Genomic DNA, 17,637 nt, shown 5'->3' with positions numbered 1-17,637 from the left:
TTAGGTTGTATAGAAGATTCCGAGTTTTCTGTTACCTTAATGATAGAAACTTACGCTTGTTTCGTTAAAATTATTGATGCTAATATATAAATATTTTTTCAACTACTGGTGAACAAAGACATAAATAACAGTTAGAAGAATAAAATTTCTCACACACGTAGAGATACCAACAAACTCCGTAAAAGCGTTTATTGATGGGAAATGTTAGCAATGCACGAAACACTGAAACAAACAAAATATAACATCCTGAAAAGTAAAATTGCTTACGTGTTCTCGCGCATGAACAGATAGGGGAATATGGATTTAAGACGCTTTATTGTTGGTTTTCTGTACGTGCGTGACAGATTAACAAAGAACCAGTAATTGTATACGGGAGAATAAAAAGAATTATCAGACTTAGTAATGCTAACATTCCAATTAAGCTGAAAGAAATTTTCTTTAGTAAGACTATACCATATTCAATTTTAGTAAAAATAAAGTAATGATAAGCAACTCCTAATCCAATAATCCAAGCAAAAATGTTTTGGGATATTAAATTGATGCCAAAATATTTGTCTGGCAATAAACCTTCTACAATATTATAAATGAGTGCAGAACAAAGTAGTCCTAAAAATTTTAGATGATAACTTCTGTCTCTCCTTTTCCAAAATGATATGGTTTTTACAGAGACAATAATTATCAATAATATGATGATCAGTATATAAATAAAATAAATTTCCGTATTGAACATGTTTTAAAAAATAAAGTGGGTAATCTAACTCAAAAGTTTCATGAAAAATTTCAAATCCATTTTGTTTATAGAAGTTTCGATTTTCAAGAGTAGTAGTTTCTACATAAATAAGCCTATTTTTATAAGTATTTAAAGACTCTTGTAAAAGTTTAGTTCCTATACCACTTCCTTGATTCTTAGGAAGAACACCCATTAGCCACAAGTGAATATATCTGTCCTTAGGATGATAATTTTTTAAGAGTTTTTCCCGTTTTAAAACCTTTAACATATTATCCATACCTATGCAGGTCAATAACAATTTAATTTCTAATAATAACTTTTTAAAGCTGAATTTAGTTCTATGAAGGTACAAAATACAGCCTTTATCATCGTCACTTAAAAATACACTGCCATCCAACATAGATACATCAAACTGGAATTCCATTAGGCCTTTCAGTCTTTTATATCTATTGCCAGAATTTTTCACAACAAAATTTATAGAATTGGGGATATGAACATCTATGAAAGCTTCGCATAATATAGCGACCACTTTTTCCCTATCTTGAGAGGTTGCTTTTCTCATTCATTTTTGTTTTTCACAAATCTATGAAAAAACACAAATAAACACAATACAACACTAATAATCAATTCATTATATTTTTTTTTAATTTACATGCATGCAAATTAGAAAATATAAGACTCTATATTTAATGATATCGAAGAAAATATAACCATCTATAATAATTTATATTAATTTTTTTTATTAAACAAAAAATTGTCATTTAATAATGTAGATGCATCAATAAGAAAAGATCTGTCTGGCAATATTGATTTCAACAAAAGGAACGGAAACCTCTCAGATAGAGAAGAAATTTTTGATAAAGAACTATAAAAAGATTTATAATAGAACGAATGAACGCATGGATATACGGATTCAAAGTATTACTGACACGATATGAGACAAAAGAAAAACACTGGAGAGATTTACATCTTTTAGCTTTTCTTTGTATCATAATCAGGAAATTTTAAACAACTTGAAAATAAAATAATAAACTAACCGAATAAATATTCGTCATTTTATTCACATTAGCTGATAATCATCATATATATAAACCAAATAAAACCCTTTGAACAAGTTTTAAATTTTATTTGTCCCTGTTCTGAAGGATCTCTTCTATTTCTTCCAAGGTATAGCCTTTTGTTTTCAGTAAAATTAAGAAGTGATAAAGTAAGTCGGCAGCTTCATTTTTAAAGAGTTGCTCATTATTATCTTTAGCCTCAATCACCAGCTCTACCGCTTCTTCTCCTACTTTTTGAGCTACTTTATTAATCCCCCGCTGGTACAGAGAATAGGTATATGATTCTTCTACCCGGTTGTCAATCCTTTGGGATATCTTTTCTTCCAGCTCATACAGAAATCCCTTGGAATCCTTATTTCCAAAACAACTGAAGCTTCCTGTATGGCAGACCCCATTCCGTGGAATCACTTTTATTAAAACAGTATCCTGATCACAGTCTATTCTGATATCTTTTACCGTTAAAAAATTGCCGGACTCTTCCCCTTTGGTCCAGAGTCTGTTTTTGGAGCGGCTGAAAAAGGTGACCACCCCTTCCTTTTTTGTTTTTTCAAAAGCTTCTTCATTCATATATCCCAACATCACCACCTGAAGGGTTCTATTGTCCTGAATAATGACAGGAATAAGCCCATTGCTTTTATCAAAGTTAATTTTCATCTTACGTTAATTTTTTTAGATTTTAATAATTCTTTCAAGTCCATAATTCCGATTTCATTAAAATGAAAAACACTGGCTGCCAAGGCTCCTGTAGCTTTTGTTTCATTAAAGACTTTAAGAAAATCAGCAGCATTTCCAGCTCCTCCCGAGGCAATGACCGGAATACCCACATTTTCAGAAACCAGTTTTGTAATCCGGAGATCAAAACCGTTTTTTGTTCCGTCGCCATCCATAGAAGTTAAAAGAATTTCCCCTGCTCCCAAAGATTCTGCTTCTCTGGCCCATTCCAATGTCATCCATTCTGTTTTTTCACGTCCTCCTTTTATATGCACCCAATCAATATTTCCTGCCAGACGGGTATCAATCGCTACCACTACACATTGACTGCCAAATTCCTTTGCCAGTGTAGAAATGAGCTGTGGGTTTTTGACTGCGGAAGAATTGATGCTGATTTTATCCGCACCTGCCTCCAAAAGCTTTCTGACATCCTCAACAGAGGAAATTCCACCGCCTACGGTAAAAGGTATGCTCAGTTCGTTACCTATCTTTCTCACCAATTCAACAAAGGTTTTTCTTTCTTCAATAGTGGCCGTAATATCCAGAAAAACAAGCTCATCAGCTCCATCCTGTTCGTATTTTACAGCCAGCTCCACAGGATCTCCGGCATTGCGAAGTCCTTCAAAGTTCACCCCTTTTACTGTGGAGCCTTCTTTAATATCCAAACATGGAATAATTCTCTTTTTAAGCATTTTCAATAAAGTTCTGAAGTTGTTGTAAGCTTATTTTTCCCTCGTAAATGGCTTTTCCGATAATAGTCCCGGAACATCCGATATCTTTCATTTTATAGACGTCTTTGATACCTGAAATGCCACCGCTTGCCGTAAGCTGTATTCCCGTTTTGTATAAAATCTCAATATACAGTCCTGTAGAAGGTCCTTCCAGCATGCCGTCCTTGGCAATATCAGTACATATAACATGCTGAATTCCTTTTTTCTGATATTGAAGAATAAAATCAATAATATCTTTATCACTTTCTTCCTGCCAGCCGGAGGTTTTAATTTTCCTGTTGTCACAGTCTGCCCCCAGGATGATTTTCTCAGTACCATATTTTTCAATCATTTCAAAACAGAATTCAGGATCCTGAACGGCAATACTTCCCAATGTAATCTGCTGTGCTCCGGAACTGAATGCAGTTTCAATATCCTCCTGTGTCTTTAGCCCACCTCCAAAATCAATATGAAGAGATGTTGCTCCGGCAATATCTTCCAGGACTTTCCGGTTAACAATGTGTTTTGATTTTGCTCCGTCAAGATCTACCAAATGAAGATACCGGATTCCAAAATTTTCAAACTCTTTGGCAACTTCTACAGGGTTTTCGTTATATATCTTTTTTGTAGTGTAATCTCCTTTTGACAGGCGCACACATTTTCCGTCGATAATATCAATGGCTGGAATAATTTTCATGTTATAGTTTAATAAAGTTGGTTAATATTTGACTTCCGATTCCTCCTGATTTCTCCGGGTGAAACTGTACAGCATAAAAATTATCCTTTTGCAACGATGAACTGAACGGCAGGATATAATCACACACAGAAGTTGTAAAATCAGACAGTTCACAATAAAAGCTGTGGACAAAATAAACATCATTATTCTTTTCAATTCCTGAAAAAAGAGATGATTCCTGGTCTGAAACCGTATTCCAGCCCATATGAGGAACTAAATCTGTGGGTGGGAACCGTTTTACATTCACATTAAAAATTCCCATTCCGCGGATACCTCCTTCTTCGTTATCCCCACACATCAGCTGCATTCCCAGACAAATCCCCAGGACAGGCTGCTTAAGGCTTGGAATAAGTACATCCAGCCCTTTCTCTTTCAGCAGCTTCATGGTAGAAGAGGCTTCGCCTACCCCTGGAAAAATAACTTTATCCGCTTTTATAATCTGCTCAGGATCATCTGTAATTACAGAATCTGCCTTCAGCCTGTTCAGTGCATTTTGAACTGAACTTACATTGCCTCCGTTATATTTTATTATAGCTATCATGATTATAAACTTCCTTTTGTAGAAGGTAAATTATAATTGGTATCAGATTGGTTTACTGCCATTTTAACGGCCTTTGCAAATGCTTTGAAAATAGATTCTATTTTGTGGTGTTCATTGGTTCCTTCCGCTTTGATATTCAGATTGGATTTTGAAGCGTCCGTAAAAGATTTAAAGAAGTGTGAGAACATTTCCGTTGGCACATCGCCAATTTTTTCCCTTTTAAATTCGGCATCCCATACCAGCCAGGATCTTCCTCCGAAATCAATAGCCACTTGTGCCAGGCAATCATCCATAGGCAGTAAAAATCCATATCTCTCAATTCCTTTTTTCTTACCTAAGGCTTTTACAACGGCTTCTCCCAATACAATTCCTGTATCTTCTATGGTGTGGTGTTCATCCACTTTAAGATCTCCTTTTACTTTTATGACAAGATCCATATTTCCGTGTCTGGAAATCTGCTCCAGCATGTGATCAAAAAAGTGTAATCCTGTAGAAATTTCAGAATTCCCGCTTCCATCCAAATTGATCTCAATTTCAATGTCTGTTTCATTTGTCTTTCTGGATACTTTAGCTCTTCTCATTCCCTGCTTTAAAAACTGATAGATCTCTGCCCACCGGGTCGTACTAAGCGCAGATTCATTATTAAAGTCATTATTAAGATAAATTGCTTTACATCCCAAATTTACAGCTAGTTGAACATCACTACCTCTATCACCAATTACATATGAATTTTCCAGGTCATAATTCCCGTAGATATATTTTCCAAGCATTCCAACACCCGGTTTCCGGGTAGGCAGATTCTCATATTCAAAGCTTTTATCTATTACAATATCACTGAAAAATATGCCTTCATTTTCGAAAGCTTTCAACATTTTATCATGAGGTTTTATAAAATCTTCGAAAGGAAAACTATCTGTTCCCAACCCATCCTGATTAGTTACCATTACCAGTTCATAATCCAATTCATTAGCTATTTTGGAAAGGTTCTGAAATACTCCCGGATAAAATTCAAGTTTTTCCAGGGAATCCACCTGAAAATCTGTAGGAGGTTCGATAATCAGGGTCCCGTCACGGTCTATAAAAAGCACTTTTTTCATAATTGAATATTTTTTAAAACGGTAATCAACATTTCATTTTCTTTACGGTTTCCGATATTAATCCTGATACATCCGGGAATTGCGGGATCTCTTTTACTTGTCAGAATTTCATTTTCCAGCATCCTGTCATAAACGCCCTCCACATTTTTCAGTTCGATCAAAAAGAAATTGGCATCGGTAGGAAAAACTTTTGAAATACAATCTACCTCTTTAAACTGTTCTTTCAGCCATAGTCTTTCTTTTAAGATACTATTGACGTTTTCTTTAAGTCTCTCTTCATTATCAATCGTTTCCAGAATCAGCTGCTGGCTTAAAGAATTAACGTTATAAGGTGCTTTTACCGTATTAATGAGGCGTATAATTTCTTCAGAAGCATAAGCCATTCCTACTCTTGCACCTGCAGTCCCCCAGGCTTTGGAAAAAGTCTGTAAAACAATCAGATTAGGATACTGATCTAGAAGTTCCAGGCTTGATTTGTTTTCAGAAAACTCAATATAGGCTTCATCGACCACTACAATTCCTTCAAAATTCTGAATATAAAATTCAATATCTTCTATGCTGTTTCCTGTTGGATTATTGGGTGAGCACAGAAAGAATATTTTGATGGGCTGTTCCTGTATAATTTTTAAAAAATCATCTTTGACAATTTCAAAATTTTCATCCAGATCCAACTTCAATACTTTATTTTCATTGATCGCTGCATAGAACCCATACATGGCAAAAGAAGGATTCATCATAAGTATCGAATCTTTTTTAGGCTCACAAAAAACCTTAATAATCAAATCAATAAGCTCATCACTTCCATTTCCAACAGCAATCTGTGAAGGAGATACTTTTTTAAGACCCGCCAGTTTATTTTTAAGTTTTTTCTGAGTAGAATCCGGGTAACGGTTAAATTCTCCGAACGGGCTTTCATTGGCATCCAGCAGCACAGGACTGCTAAATTCATTATGATCCCTGAAGCTGATGTAAGGCTGTAGTTTTAAAATATTATCCCGTACTAAAGTATTGATATTCATATTTTTCATTTTATCGTTTTAATCTTATTGATACTGCATTTTTGTGGGCAAAGAGTCCTTCCGCTTCTGCCATGAGCTCTATTGTTTTTCCTAAATTCTGAAGTCCTTCTTCAGAGAGATGCTGGAATGTTATTTTCTTGACAAAACTATCCAGGGAAACCCCGCTATAATTTCTTGCATAAGCATTTGTAGGGAGCGTGTGATTGGTTCCGCTGGCATAATCTCCTGCACTCTCACAGGAGTAATTTCCTAAGAAAACTGATCCTGCATTCTGAACCATTGGAATGTATTTTTTAAAATCCTTCATTGCCAAAATAAGGTGTTCCGGTGCATACAGGTTGCTGAACTCAAGAGCTTCTTCTAGGGAATTCACCAGGATAAAGCAGCTATTTTCCAGTGCTTTTCCTGCCATTTCATTTCTTGGCAATTTTTTGATTTGCTGATCAATAGCACTCATTGTCTCATTGAAAACTTTAAGGTCGGTAGCCACGAAAATCACCTGACTGTCACTGCCGTGCTCAGCCTGTGAAAGCAGGTCTGCAGCACAGAAATCCGGCACAGCTTGCTCATCCGCAATCACAAGAACTTCGCTTGGTCCTGCAGGCATATCAATGGCGACTCCATATCGTTGGGCATATTCTTTGGCAGCGACCACAAACTGATTTCCCGGTCCGAAAATTTTGTACACCTTGGGAATACTTTCTGTTCCCAGAGTCATGGCAACAACTGCCTGAGCTCCTCCGGTTTTAAAAACTTTGGATATTCCACATAGTTTTGCTGTATAAAGAATCGCAGGATTGACATTTCCGTTTTTATCCGGTGGGGTACAGAGAATAACTTCCTTACATCCGGCAAGATTAGCCGGTATGGCAAGCATTAAAACCGTCGAGAATAAAGGAGCTGTTCCTCCCGGGATGTAAATCCCTACCTTTTCAACGGCACGATTTTCTCTCCAACAAATGACTCCTTTCGTTGTTTCAATTTTCTGAACTTTCTGCTTCTGTGATTCATGGAACTGAAAGATATTGTCTTTTGCCTGCTGAATAGCTTTCTTTAACTCACTGCTAACCAGCTTTTCGGCTTCTTCAATTTCTGATTCCAAAACGATGACACCATCAGTTTCTGCTTGATCAAATTTCCTGTTAAATGCAAGAAGTGCTGAATCTCCATTTCTTTCTACTTCTTCAAATATTTCAGCAACAAGTCCTGAGATTTCTGCTCTTTCTAAAACGGGCCTCTGTACTAAATCTGCCCATATATTCTTATTCGGATATCTGTATATTTTCATAGGTATGTGCTTTAAATGACCATTTTATCAATGGGAATAATGAGTATGTCCTGGGCTCCGTTTTCTTTCAGTTCGTCAATCACGTCCCAGAATCTTTCTTCATCGATCACAGAATGAATACTGCTCCACCCTTCTTCTGCCAGAGGAATTACCGTAGGGCTTTTAAGGACAGGAAGAACATCTGCTACCTTCGCTATTTTTTCATTAGGAACATTCATCAGGATATACTTTGATTTTTTCGCCTTTAAAACAGCCTTGATTCTGAATAAAAGCTTTTCGAGAATAACTTCTTTATCCTGAGATAGTTTAGGGGTTTGGGCAAGCACGGCTTCCGATTTAAGAAGGCTGACAGTTTCTCTTAATCCGTTCTTAAACAAAGTACTTCCAGAACTTACGATATCGCAGATCCCATCTGCCAGACCAATATTAGGTGCAATTTCTACAGAACCTGAGATGATGTGTATATCTGAAGTAATTCCTTTTTTTTCTAAGAAAGTCTTTAGGGTATTGGGATAGGAAGTTGCGATTTTTCGCCCTTGAAAATAAGACAGTTCATCCGTTTCCACCTCTTTGGGAACAGCAAGGGAAACCCTGCACTTGGAAAAACCAAGCTGCTGAATGATCCGGATATCTTTTGCTTTTTCTATCAAAAGATTTTCGCCTACAATAGCGATATCCACTACCCCATCTTCAAGATACTGAGGAATGTCTGAGTTTCGCAGGTACATGATTTCCATAGGAAAATTATCTACCGAAACTTTAAGCTGGTCTTTACCGTTGTTGACAAATATTCCGCAGTCTTTGAGAAGCTGTAAAGATTCTTCGTAGAGCCGGCCGCTTTTCTGGATTGCAATTTTTATTTTACTCATTTCGTCTTTTTTGAGTCCGAGTAAATAAAAACTGATTGATTGAAAATTTCTGAGGTGAATTCAGGAAACAAAAAAACCGCCTATTTACTCAGACGGTTTTTATTATTTTTGATTTTAGCATGCACATATATCAATCAATTCCGCCTAACAGAGATGATGATAATAATGATGTAATGCTAAAAAAATGGGTTTCATTGTATTGAATTGTGGTACAAATGTAGGGTTTATTTTTAAAATGCAAAGTTTTTTCAGATAATTTTTTGATAAAAATTCATCAGCTCCTCTGCAATAGGTTGGTCATTAAACTTCTGAACAAACTCGAAACTCCTTTCTACACGACGTTTCCTTTCGGATTCATTTTCCCATAAAAATTTTATTTTAGCTCCAATGTCGAGAGCATTATTGGGATCAATATAGACGGAATCACTTCCCCCCGCTTCAGGTAGGCAGCTCGTATTGCTGGTCACCGTCACTGTTTTTGAGAAAAGTGCTTCTATCACCGGGATTCCAAAGCCTTCAAAGAAACTTGGGTACACAAAAATATCAGCCAGTTTATAGATCGCAGCCAGTTCGTCCATGGAAACCCCTTCCAAAAACAGGACTTGCTTTACCATATTGTTCTTTTTCAGGAAGCGTTCTATCTTTTGATAATATTTTGTCTTTCTTCCCACTACTACCAGAGGAATATCTGTTCCGTGGATTCCTTTTACAATATTCAGAAGGTTTTTTCGCTCCTCTATCGTTCCCACATTCAGAATAAATCTTTCAGGAAGCTTACATTTTTCTTTTACAGACTGCATAAATCCCTCAGACTGCTGTTCTTTAAAAGCTTTATGACAGCCCTGGTAAATTACTTCAATTTTAGTTTCCGGAACTTTTAAATAGTGGATAATATCTCTTTTGGTCTGTTCCGAAATGGCAATAATTTTATCGGCTGTGTCAGCTGCTTTTTTAAATTTCCAGAAATGAATTTTCCTGTCAAAAAAAGAATAATACTGAGGATATCTCATAAAGATCAGATCATGGATCGTAACCACTTTTTTGATAGGTGTTTTATCCCATTTCAACGGCAGTTCACCGGATAGACCATGGAAAATATCAGCACCCTGTTTCTGGGCATCTTTTCCCATTTTCAGCTGCCTTGAAAGACTTCCTTTTGAGGTTTCAACAAACAGGACATCTGGACGATCCAGAATATCTTTTCCCCGCTCAGAGGTGTTTTTATTAAGCAATATATACTGATTATCAGGATAATATTGAGAAAGTATTCTTACAAGGTCTCTGGAATAATTACCCAAACCGGACGTATTGTGAAAAAAACGTTTTGCGTCAAAGGCAATTTTCATAGGGATCTGTTTATTTTATTTATAAAACCACAGGCAATTGTTACTTTCGTCTGGGTTTGTTTATGATGAAACTTCGCTGATGCTAATATCATCGTTGTATCTGTTTTTGAAACTCCTGAAAGGTACCAAACTGATGGCCTTTTTCTTTAAGCCAGCCCACGAATGAATCAAACCTCTCTACCATATCTCTTCCTGAATTTTTCACCGTAAATCCGGGAAGCTTGAATGCCTCCTCTTTAATTTCTGCAAATTCCCACGGATGAAAATAAACATTCAGGTATTTATCCTTTTTCAGGGTATCTGAAGCCAGTTTTTTATAGAATGATAAAGGAAAATTATGAAAACTCAACCAGAATAAAGGAATTCTGAAATTGGGTGATACTGAAGCTGGAATTTGGGTTACATTCCCCTCTTTGAAATAGGTCCTTGATACCTTTAAATTGTTATATCTTCCCGGAAGAAAAGTAGGATTAACAGATGAATTATAAAAATATCCGGCTTTTTCAACCGCTTTTTCATCCACGGGCATCATCCTTGGCATTCTTAATCCCGTTACATCTGTTGAGAATAATTCCTGTAATCTTTCCCTTGATTCTTTCAGGTGTTTTTCTTCAAATTCCGAATGAAACCATGTGTGGGAAGCCAGCTCATGGCCTTCTTTCAATAACCTTTCAATAAGGTGTTTGCTGTTTTCAGCAAAAACTACCGTAGAAAAGAAGGTAGCTTTTGCCTGATGTTTTTTAAGGATATCCAATATCCTTTCCAGTCCTGTCTGCGAAATTGAAATTTGCTTTTCAAAGGGAATTTCGCCCTTATACTCTAATGGCATATCAAATTCTTCGATATCAAAACTCAATAATACCATTCTAAAAATTTTTGTTTTTAATAATATAATTAGGTCTGTCTTTCACCTGCTTAAATATTTTACCTAAATAAATTCCCATAATTCCCATAATGATCAATTGCAGTCCTCCAAAAAAGACAATAGTCATAATCAGAGATGCCCAACCTGAAATTTCGGTTTTTGCAACAAATGAATGGATCACATAAGTGCCGTATCCCACTATGGAAAGTGCTGAAAATAAAAATCCTAAATAAGCGGCCAGATACAATGGTTTTACACTAAAAGCTGTAATTCCAGTAAAGGCAAAAGTGAGCATTTTTTTAAAATTATAGCTGCTTTCCCCGGATAATCTTGTATCAGCCTTAAAATCAATTCCGGCCTGTTTGAATCCCATCCAGCTGGTGAGACCTCTGAGGAATAAATCGTCTTCGGTAAAGGTACGCATTACTTCAATAGCATTGGCATCCATTAATCTGAAATCTGAACCTCCTCCTTTTGTTAAATTAACATCGGATAAGCCGGATAATATTTTATAGAAAAAGTCTGATGTTTTTCTTTTAAAAAAAGATATTTCTTTGGGATAAGTTCTGACAGTAAATACAATATCATAGCCTTCTTCCCATTTTTTGATCATTTCAGGAATCAGTTCTGGAGGATGCTGAAGATCACCATCCATCGAAATGACGGCATTGCCATTGGCATTATCCATCCCAGCCTTTACAGCAGGCTGATGTCCGAAATTTCTCGAAAATTCAATATATTTTACTTCTTCAAACTGTTGAGACAGTTCTTCCAATCGCTGCTGGGTATTGTCTCTGCTTCCGTCATTAACAAAAATAACTTCATAATGATAGTTTTCCAACCCGGAAAAAACATCCCTGATTCTTTCATGGACTAATGCAACATTACCTTCTTCATTATGAGCAGGAATGACAATTGAGATTTTCTTCATGAGTTAGTATGATAATTTATCTGTATATTTTTTAGTCATCAGCTCCCAGGTAAGCCTTAGCCATATCACCACACATGGAACAGCTTTAATGGCATACTTCAGAATAAAGTTCTCTTTTACTGTTTTTGGAAATAAATCTGAAGTTGAAAAACACGTAAACAGAATCAGAAAAACCAACATAGCAATCACTACCGGGCTTTTCTTTTCCTGAATCAAAAACCAAATGACAGCACCCGCCACAGCAATAATATAGGTAGGCGGCTCAGAACTTGAACTGAACAACACTACAAACAATAATGAAGAGGCTAAAATGGACAGTTTAAAACCCAGATATTTATACTGGCTGATTCTCAGGTAAGGTAAAAAGAAAAGCGGAACCCCGATAGCCAGAAATATGGTATTGGGAATTGTAGCATCCCCAAGTACTCTTCTCACAAATCCCATAAGGGAAATATCCTGAAAGTTTCCAAGCTGCTGGTTCTCCATATTTTTATGTTTCAATTCTACAAACCAGTCTACATAAGACTGCAGACCGAAATGAACAGATGAATATAACATCGGAATAGCCAGAAATGCTAAGGAAATAACAATAAAGGAAAGTATGAATTTCTTTTTATCTTTTATGAAGAAGAATGAGGAAAGCCCTACAATTCCATAGATCTTCACAAAAAAACCTATGCAGATTGATAAAGCAGACTGTACTTCTTCTTTTCTGTAAATATGAGCTGCAGAAAGAATAATCAATCCTGCCAGTGCCACATTAAACTGTTGGTGAAGGCTGGAGGTGATAAACTCCTGTAAACAAAGCCATAAGAAAAAGGATTTATTTCTTTCCGAGAACGGTAATTTTTTCGCTGCCAGTAGGAAAACCAACACATTGGCTACATTCCACAGGATTAGACCTGCCCAATCCGGAAGCATTGCAAAGGGAGCAATAATCACGCTAAAGAATACCCCATAATGATTAACATCCAAGTATTCCGGATAAGAAAGATAAAGGTTTCTTTCTTTAAGCGTGTTAAAAAAAACGTTCTTAAAAATCAGGTAATTATTGTAGGCACGCTCTCCCCTCGAATATTTTGACAAGGCTGTAGCAATGGCGGTAATAATATAAACCCCAAATATATATTTAGGGTTTAGTATAAATGATGAAATTTTTTCCTTCAATGTGGCATTTTTTATGGTTGTAAACTATACAGCTACATTATTTTCCCTCAAAGCATCATTAAGTGAAGTCTTCTTATCTGTAGATTCTTTTCTCTGTCCGATAATAAGAGCACATGGAACCTGATATTCTCCGGCAGGATATTGCTTTGTATAACTTCCAGGAATAACTACTGAACGTGCAGGCACTCTTCCTTTTATTTCAATAGGTTCACTTCCTGTCACATCAATAATTTTTGTAGATGCTGTCAATACAACATTCGCTCCCAGTACGGCTTCTTTTTCCACATGAACTCCTTCTACAACGATACATCTTGAACCAATGAAACAATCATCTTCAATAATTACCGGAGCAGCCTGTAACGGCTCTAATACACCACCGATACCAACTCCACCACTTAAGTGTACATTTTTACCGATTTGTGCACAGCTTCCTACTGTAGCCCAGGTATCTACCATAGTTCCTGAATCTACATACGCCCCAATATTTACATAAGAAGGCATCAAAATTACTCCTGAAGCTACAAAAGATCCTTCTCTTGCAATCGCATGAGGTACAACTCTTACTCCTTTTTCTGCATAATTTTTCTTTAAAGGAATTTTGTCATGAAATTCAAATGGTCCTACTTCAATAGTTTCCATTTTCTGGATTGGGAAATACATTACTACTGCTTTCTTCACCCATTCGTTTACCTGCCATCCATTTTCTGTAGGTTCAGCTACACGAAGTTCTCCTGAATCAAGTAAAGAAATCACCTCTCTTATCGCTTTCTGGCTGTCTTCATTTTGTAATAAATCTCTGTTATCCCAAATGTTTTCAATTGTTTGTTGTAACGACATGTTTCTTATTTAAATTAGTTTGAAAAATTATACGGCCAAAGATACAAAAAAGTTCAGCAAAATACCTGTTAACTTTATGCTTTTGCTAAAGGCTCAGCATCCGTCCAACCCTCTTTTTATAAGTTAGATAAGCCTGTCCGTGTTGTTTTTGCAAATACTCTTCTTCAAGCCTGATCTGAATCTGCATCAAAATACACCCCATCAGTGAAAAGATAAAAGCAATGACTGTAGGGAAAGCAAGAAAAAATCCTATAAGACTTACCATCATCCCCAGAAATATAGGATTTCTTGAAAATCTGAATAATCCATGGGTGATCAGTTCGGTTTTTGTCTTACTGTCGATGCCGATACGCCATGAGTTTTTCATCTGAACCTGGGCAGTAACCACCCAAATAAAAGCAATTATCATTAAGGTTATCCCAGCATACCTTATGCTATCAAGATCCAGAATATTGATTCTGAAAGTTGAAAAAACAGTCTGGGGAAACAACAGAAAAAGCACAGTATAGATGAACAGCGTTATTATAGTGATTTTAAAATAAAAACCAATTAGCCCATAGGCTGAGTCATCTTTTGGAAGGACATTCGGGTTTTTACCAATTTTTCGGGCTACTGTAAAACTGATTCCCAAAAATGAAACGGTAAAGAACAGAATAAAATACAGAGGAATAAAAAATCTCATGAAGTCTGTCATAATCTATAGTTTTCTACAAATTTCATCAGATTGGGAATGCAATGCTATTGCAATCATTTAATTCAATCGACAGTATGATTTTTTATCAGAGGCATTAGATTTCATTTCTATTGATGAATACGTTACAAATAATCAATTCCATGGTGTGATCAATATGTTTCTGACGAATGATTCCTTTTGAGTATCGGATATTTTGCCCTGTATTGTATTTTGTCAGGTAAGCCTGATTAATTTCGTCGGTAAGTTCATTGATGTCATCGGGAATTATTGCCTTTATAGTGTAGATGGTATCACCACACTGGATCTGTCCCATAGAATTTTTTACAAAAGAATGGTACCAGCTTCGTTCGGCCAGTCCCCAGGATCTGGCAAATATCCTATCCCGGACGACCACCATCCAGATTTCTAAAAAATCAGGTCTTTGGTTTCCGGCTTTTATTCCGATAATAGAATTTGTTTTTATGTACTCCAGTGCTTTGTTGTTATTCATACTCAACGTTTTTTTTGTAAAACTAGAATAACAGGAAAAGAATACAAACTTTATTATTCAACTGGTTAAAAATAGTATGTCTTTATACATTTTTATGATCCAGATGGTCTAAAGCATCATTGTATTGAGAGCAGTAGTAAGGCATTCTTTATAGCTTTTAGCAACAGCAATTTTCAATGTTCCACATATCAGCTGATTATCTTCAAAGGATTCTATATTAATGATATTGACGATATATGAATTGTGTACCCTCATAAACCCATCGGGTAAGTTATCAATCAGTTCCTTAAGGCTTTTGTAATAAATATATCTTTTATGGTCAAGGGTATGGACTTCAACATAGTTTCCCAATCCTTTAATGATGGTAATATCTTTAAAGAAAAGCTTTATCAGTTTTTTATCTGTTTTAACAAAAGCAAATGTCCTGTTCTCCATTACAAATTATAATGAGTTACAAAACTCTTTGGGCATGAAGATAGGCTTTATTCCAGTATTTTTCGTTCAGGGATGAAATAATCACTCCTTTTGAGGTAGAAGCATGGATAAACTTCACTTCCCCATCGGGTCCAATGTCATGAACAATTCCTACATGGGAAACCCTGCTTCCTCCCGCTGTTGCAAAAAATAACAGATCTCCGGGTTTAACATCGGTAATATCTATATTTTTCCCGGCATCGGCCTGGTCTGACGATCTTCTTGGAAGGGTGAAAGCATTTTCTTCAAATACTTTTACCGTAAACCCGGAACAGTCGAATCCGGAAGAAGTATTCCCTCCAAATTTATAGGGAGTTCCAATATATTTCTCAGCGTCTTTCAGGATATCATTCGCCGATCTTGGGACTTTTCCATCAAATTTAGAATCAAGTCTTCTAAGGTTTTCAGATTTTGCCACCGTTTTAGATCCTGATTTTTTATGGGCAGAAGCACTTTTTGATGATCCACAGGAAACGACAATAGCAGAAGCTATCATTAGAACAGCCAGCTGTTTTATTCTTAGTTTTTTCACAAATAATTCCGGTCCCATACTCCTCTGATTTTTACTTAATTAACTAATTATATACAAATATACATTTTATAATTTAATTACGGTATAACTATACTACAACTATATGATAAATATATGTTAAAATTTAAATCTCCATTATTTATTCCTATATTTGGATTCAATTTTGGCAATAGCAATATGGCAACGTATGAAAGTCTCATCAAGATCAAAGGAGCTGTGGGTGACCTGGTTTTTTATAATCTGAACGGCAAAAATGTGGTTCGGAAGAAAAGTGGGTTCAACAAAACGGCTTTTAAAAAGAGCCCTTCTTATGAAAAAGTAAGACAGAACAGTTCAGAATTTGGGCACTGTTCAAAAGTCGGAAAAATCATACGGGCCAGTTTGACCGACTATATAAAAGAAGCAGGAGATCCCCTCCTCTACCAGAAGTTTGCGAAGCGAATGACCGAAATTAAAGACCTTGACGCCGTATCGGAAAGAGGTAAAAGAACTGTAAAGGAAGGATTAAAAACAGAAGAAGGAAAAGCTCTTCTCAGAGGATTTCCGTTGGGTAACACAAAAAATTTATCCTCAAAAGCAGAAATCCGGGATCAGACTCTTTTCCTGGATGAAAGTTTACCATCTTATAGGGCTGACATTATAACGATCAGGCTGGATTTCGAGCATTACACTGCTGAATATGCTGAAGAACATATGATACTGGAAAATAAGAAAAAGATCAGTTTTAAAAAGCAATTCGCGGAGGATGATTTTCTGATCTATTTTGTAGCCTTGAAAAAAGAATCCCACACGATTACTCATATGGGATTTGTGTAAATAAAAAAGTCTGCAGGGCTCTGCAGACTTTCTATTTTATTTTTTTTCTCCTTTCCAGCTTCCTGATTTTGCAGGGGTGGGAAGTGAGTTGGACCAATTTCCATTTCCTTTTTTATCCGTATTTAAGGTTCCTCTGAAATCTCCTTTTGACGGAAGCCCTACTACTGCAGTTAAATCTCCTGAAGTACTTAGATTACCGGAAATATTATAATTTTCGTTATTTACATCAGAATGCATGGTACCTGTCACTTTTCCGGCATTATCTACCACAATATTCCAGACTCCCTTGTCACTCCCTTCATAAGTTCCTGACCATGTTCCTATATAATCATAAATAGTGTCATCATCAGAGCTACAACCGATAAATAAAAACGCCGTTAATAAAAGTAAAAAAAGTTTCTTCATAGTTTCAGTAGTTTTATAACCTAAAATCCTGTTATTCTCTGTTTCCGTTTTGTTCAGAAAACATCCTGTGACAAAGAATAGTGTTTAATATTTATTATTTTTTGTTCGTACAAATCTACTAATTTTTTCTTCAAATTGTCTGAATTTTAATCAGCAGGCAATATGTTTATTAAAAAACAACATATTTCGGCTAAAATACAAATATTTTTCAAACAATGTCAGGGATCAAAATTTTTGAGCTAATCTTTCGCTCAGAAGTTTAATTTATTCTTAATTAAATATTATCCAGTTATTAACTTACTGTATTATATATTTTTACAT

20 protein-coding genes are annotated in these 17,637 nt (G+C 35.9%); 1 reads left to right on the top strand and 19 read right to left on the bottom strand.

Annotated features, from left to right (window positions below):
- Positions 1-578: 578 nt before the first annotated feature.
- The 18 genes from DRF57_RS00100 to DRF57_RS00015 form a co-directional block, all read right to left on the bottom strand.
- A complete protein-coding gene (locus DRF57_RS00100; protein ID WP_115916225.1) occupies positions 579-1,292 on the bottom strand; it encodes a GNAT family N-acetyltransferase in 714 nt (237 codons plus the stop codon).
- Between the two features lie 562 nt (positions 1,293-1,854).
- Complete coding sequence (gene hisIE, locus DRF57_RS00095; protein WP_115916223.1) at positions 1,855-2,442, bottom strand: bifunctional phosphoribosyl-AMP cyclohydrolase/phosphoribosyl-ATP diphosphatase HisIE; 588 nt, start codon at positions 2,440-2,442, stop codon at positions 1,855-1,857.
- On the bottom strand, positions 2,439-3,191 hold the full coding sequence (hisF, locus tag DRF57_RS00090; protein ID WP_115916221.1) for an imidazole glycerol phosphate synthase subunit HisF: 753 nt from the start codon (positions 3,189-3,191) through the stop codon (positions 2,439-2,441). The genes hisIE and hisF overlap by 4 nt, the downstream gene beginning before the upstream one ends.
- Positions 3,184-3,906: a 1-(5-phosphoribosyl)-5-[(5-phosphoribosylamino)methylideneamino]imidazole-4-carboxamide isomerase gene (hisA, locus tag DRF57_RS00085; RefSeq protein WP_115916219.1), complete on the bottom strand. Its 723-nt coding sequence runs from the start codon at positions 3,904-3,906 to the stop codon at positions 3,184-3,186. Before hisA ends, hisF begins: the two co-directional genes overlap by 8 nt.
- A 1-nt stretch (position 3,907) precedes the next feature.
- Positions 3,908-4,486: an imidazole glycerol phosphate synthase subunit HisH gene (gene hisH, locus DRF57_RS00080; protein WP_115916217.1), complete on the bottom strand. Its 579-nt coding sequence runs from the start codon at positions 4,484-4,486 to the stop codon at positions 3,908-3,910.
- Between the two features lie 2 nt (positions 4,487-4,488).
- Positions 4,489-5,583 (bottom strand): bifunctional histidinol-phosphatase/imidazoleglycerol-phosphate dehydratase HisB, encoded by a 1,095-nt coding sequence (gene hisB / locus DRF57_RS00075; RefSeq protein WP_115916215.1) that lies wholly within the window; start codon positions 5,581-5,583, stop codon positions 4,489-4,491.
- The gene (gene hisC, locus DRF57_RS00070) at positions 5,580-6,611 is read right to left on the bottom strand and encodes a histidinol-phosphate transaminase (protein WP_115916213.1); all 1,032 of its coding nucleotides are present in this window, start codon (positions 6,609-6,611) and stop codon (positions 5,580-5,582) included. The genes hisB and hisC overlap by 4 nt, the downstream gene beginning before the upstream one ends.
- A gap of 1 nt (position 6,612) precedes the next feature.
- Positions 6,613-7,890, bottom strand: coding sequence for a histidinol dehydrogenase (gene hisD / locus DRF57_RS00065; RefSeq protein ID WP_115916211.1), 1,278 nt, complete (start codon positions 7,888-7,890; stop codon positions 6,613-6,615).
- Between the two features lie 11 nt (positions 7,891-7,901).
- Positions 7,902-8,759 (bottom strand): ATP phosphoribosyltransferase, encoded by an 858-nt coding sequence (gene hisG, locus DRF57_RS00060; protein WP_084084328.1) that lies wholly within the window; start codon positions 8,757-8,759, stop codon positions 7,902-7,904.
- A gap of 248 nt (positions 8,760-9,007) precedes the next feature.
- A complete protein-coding gene (locus tag DRF57_RS00055; RefSeq protein ID WP_115916209.1) occupies positions 9,008-10,105 on the bottom strand; it encodes a glycosyltransferase family 4 protein in 1,098 nt (365 codons plus the stop codon).
- 88 nt (positions 10,106-10,193) lie between these two features.
- On the bottom strand, positions 10,194-10,970 hold the full coding sequence (locus tag DRF57_RS00050; RefSeq protein ID WP_115916207.1) for a polysaccharide deacetylase family protein: 777 nt from the start codon (positions 10,968-10,970) through the stop codon (positions 10,194-10,196).
- Position 10,971: 1 nt separating this feature from the next.
- On the bottom strand, positions 10,972-11,901 hold the full coding sequence (locus DRF57_RS00045; RefSeq protein ID WP_047492894.1) for a glycosyltransferase family 2 protein: 930 nt from the start codon (positions 11,899-11,901) through the stop codon (positions 10,972-10,974).
- A 3-nt stretch (positions 11,902-11,904) separates the two neighbouring features.
- A complete protein-coding gene (locus DRF57_RS00040) occupies positions 11,905-13,068 on the bottom strand; it encodes a glycosyltransferase family 87 protein (RefSeq protein WP_047492900.1) in 1,164 nt (387 codons plus the stop codon).
- 24 nt (positions 13,069-13,092) lie between these two features.
- Positions 13,093-13,905, bottom strand: a complete 813-nt coding sequence (locus tag DRF57_RS00035; RefSeq protein WP_047492905.1) for a 2,3,4,5-tetrahydropyridine-2,6-dicarboxylate N-succinyltransferase — start codon at positions 13,903-13,905, stop codon at positions 13,093-13,095.
- A gap of 85 nt (positions 13,906-13,990) precedes the next feature.
- Entirely contained in the window at positions 13,991-14,599 is a 609-nt protein-coding gene (locus tag DRF57_RS00030) for a methyltransferase family protein (protein ID WP_115916205.1), read from the bottom strand.
- A gap of 94 nt (positions 14,600-14,693) precedes the next feature.
- Entirely contained in the window at positions 14,694-15,089 is a 396-nt protein-coding gene (locus DRF57_RS00025; RefSeq protein WP_115916203.1) for a DUF2255 family protein, read from the bottom strand.
- Positions 15,090-15,197: 108 nt separating this feature from the next.
- A complete protein-coding gene (locus DRF57_RS00020; protein ID WP_047492909.1) occupies positions 15,198-15,524 on the bottom strand; it encodes a LytR/AlgR family response regulator transcription factor in 327 nt (108 codons plus the stop codon).
- A gap of 16 nt (positions 15,525-15,540) precedes the next feature.
- Positions 15,541-16,113: a C40 family peptidase gene (locus DRF57_RS00015; RefSeq protein ID WP_115916201.1), complete on the bottom strand. Its 573-nt coding sequence runs from the start codon at positions 16,111-16,113 to the stop codon at positions 15,541-15,543.
- Positions 16,114-16,209: 96 nt separating this feature from the next.
- Between DRF57_RS00015 and DRF57_RS00010 the strand changes: the two genes are divergently transcribed.
- Positions 16,210-16,911 carry a hypothetical protein gene (locus tag DRF57_RS00010; RefSeq protein WP_228450240.1) on the top strand — a complete coding sequence of 234 codons (702 nt, stop codon included), beginning with the start codon at positions 16,210-16,212 and terminating at the stop codon, positions 16,909-16,911.
- 36 nt (positions 16,912-16,947) lie between these two features.
- Here DRF57_RS00010 and DRF57_RS00005 read toward each other — a convergent pair whose 3' ends face one another.
- Positions 16,948-17,316: a hypothetical protein gene (locus DRF57_RS00005; protein ID WP_047492913.1), complete on the bottom strand. Its 369-nt coding sequence runs from the start codon at positions 17,314-17,316 to the stop codon at positions 16,948-16,950.
- Between the last annotated feature and the right edge of the window lie 321 nt (positions 17,317-17,637).

This window comes from Chryseobacterium rhizosphaerae, from assembly GCF_003385455.1.
GTDB classification, from domain to species: domain Bacteria; phylum Bacteroidota; class Bacteroidia; order Flavobacteriales; family Weeksellaceae; genus Chryseobacterium; species Chryseobacterium rhizosphaerae.
Note: the sequence above shows the minus strand (reverse complement) of the source record. Positions and strands in the feature narration are given on the sequence as shown.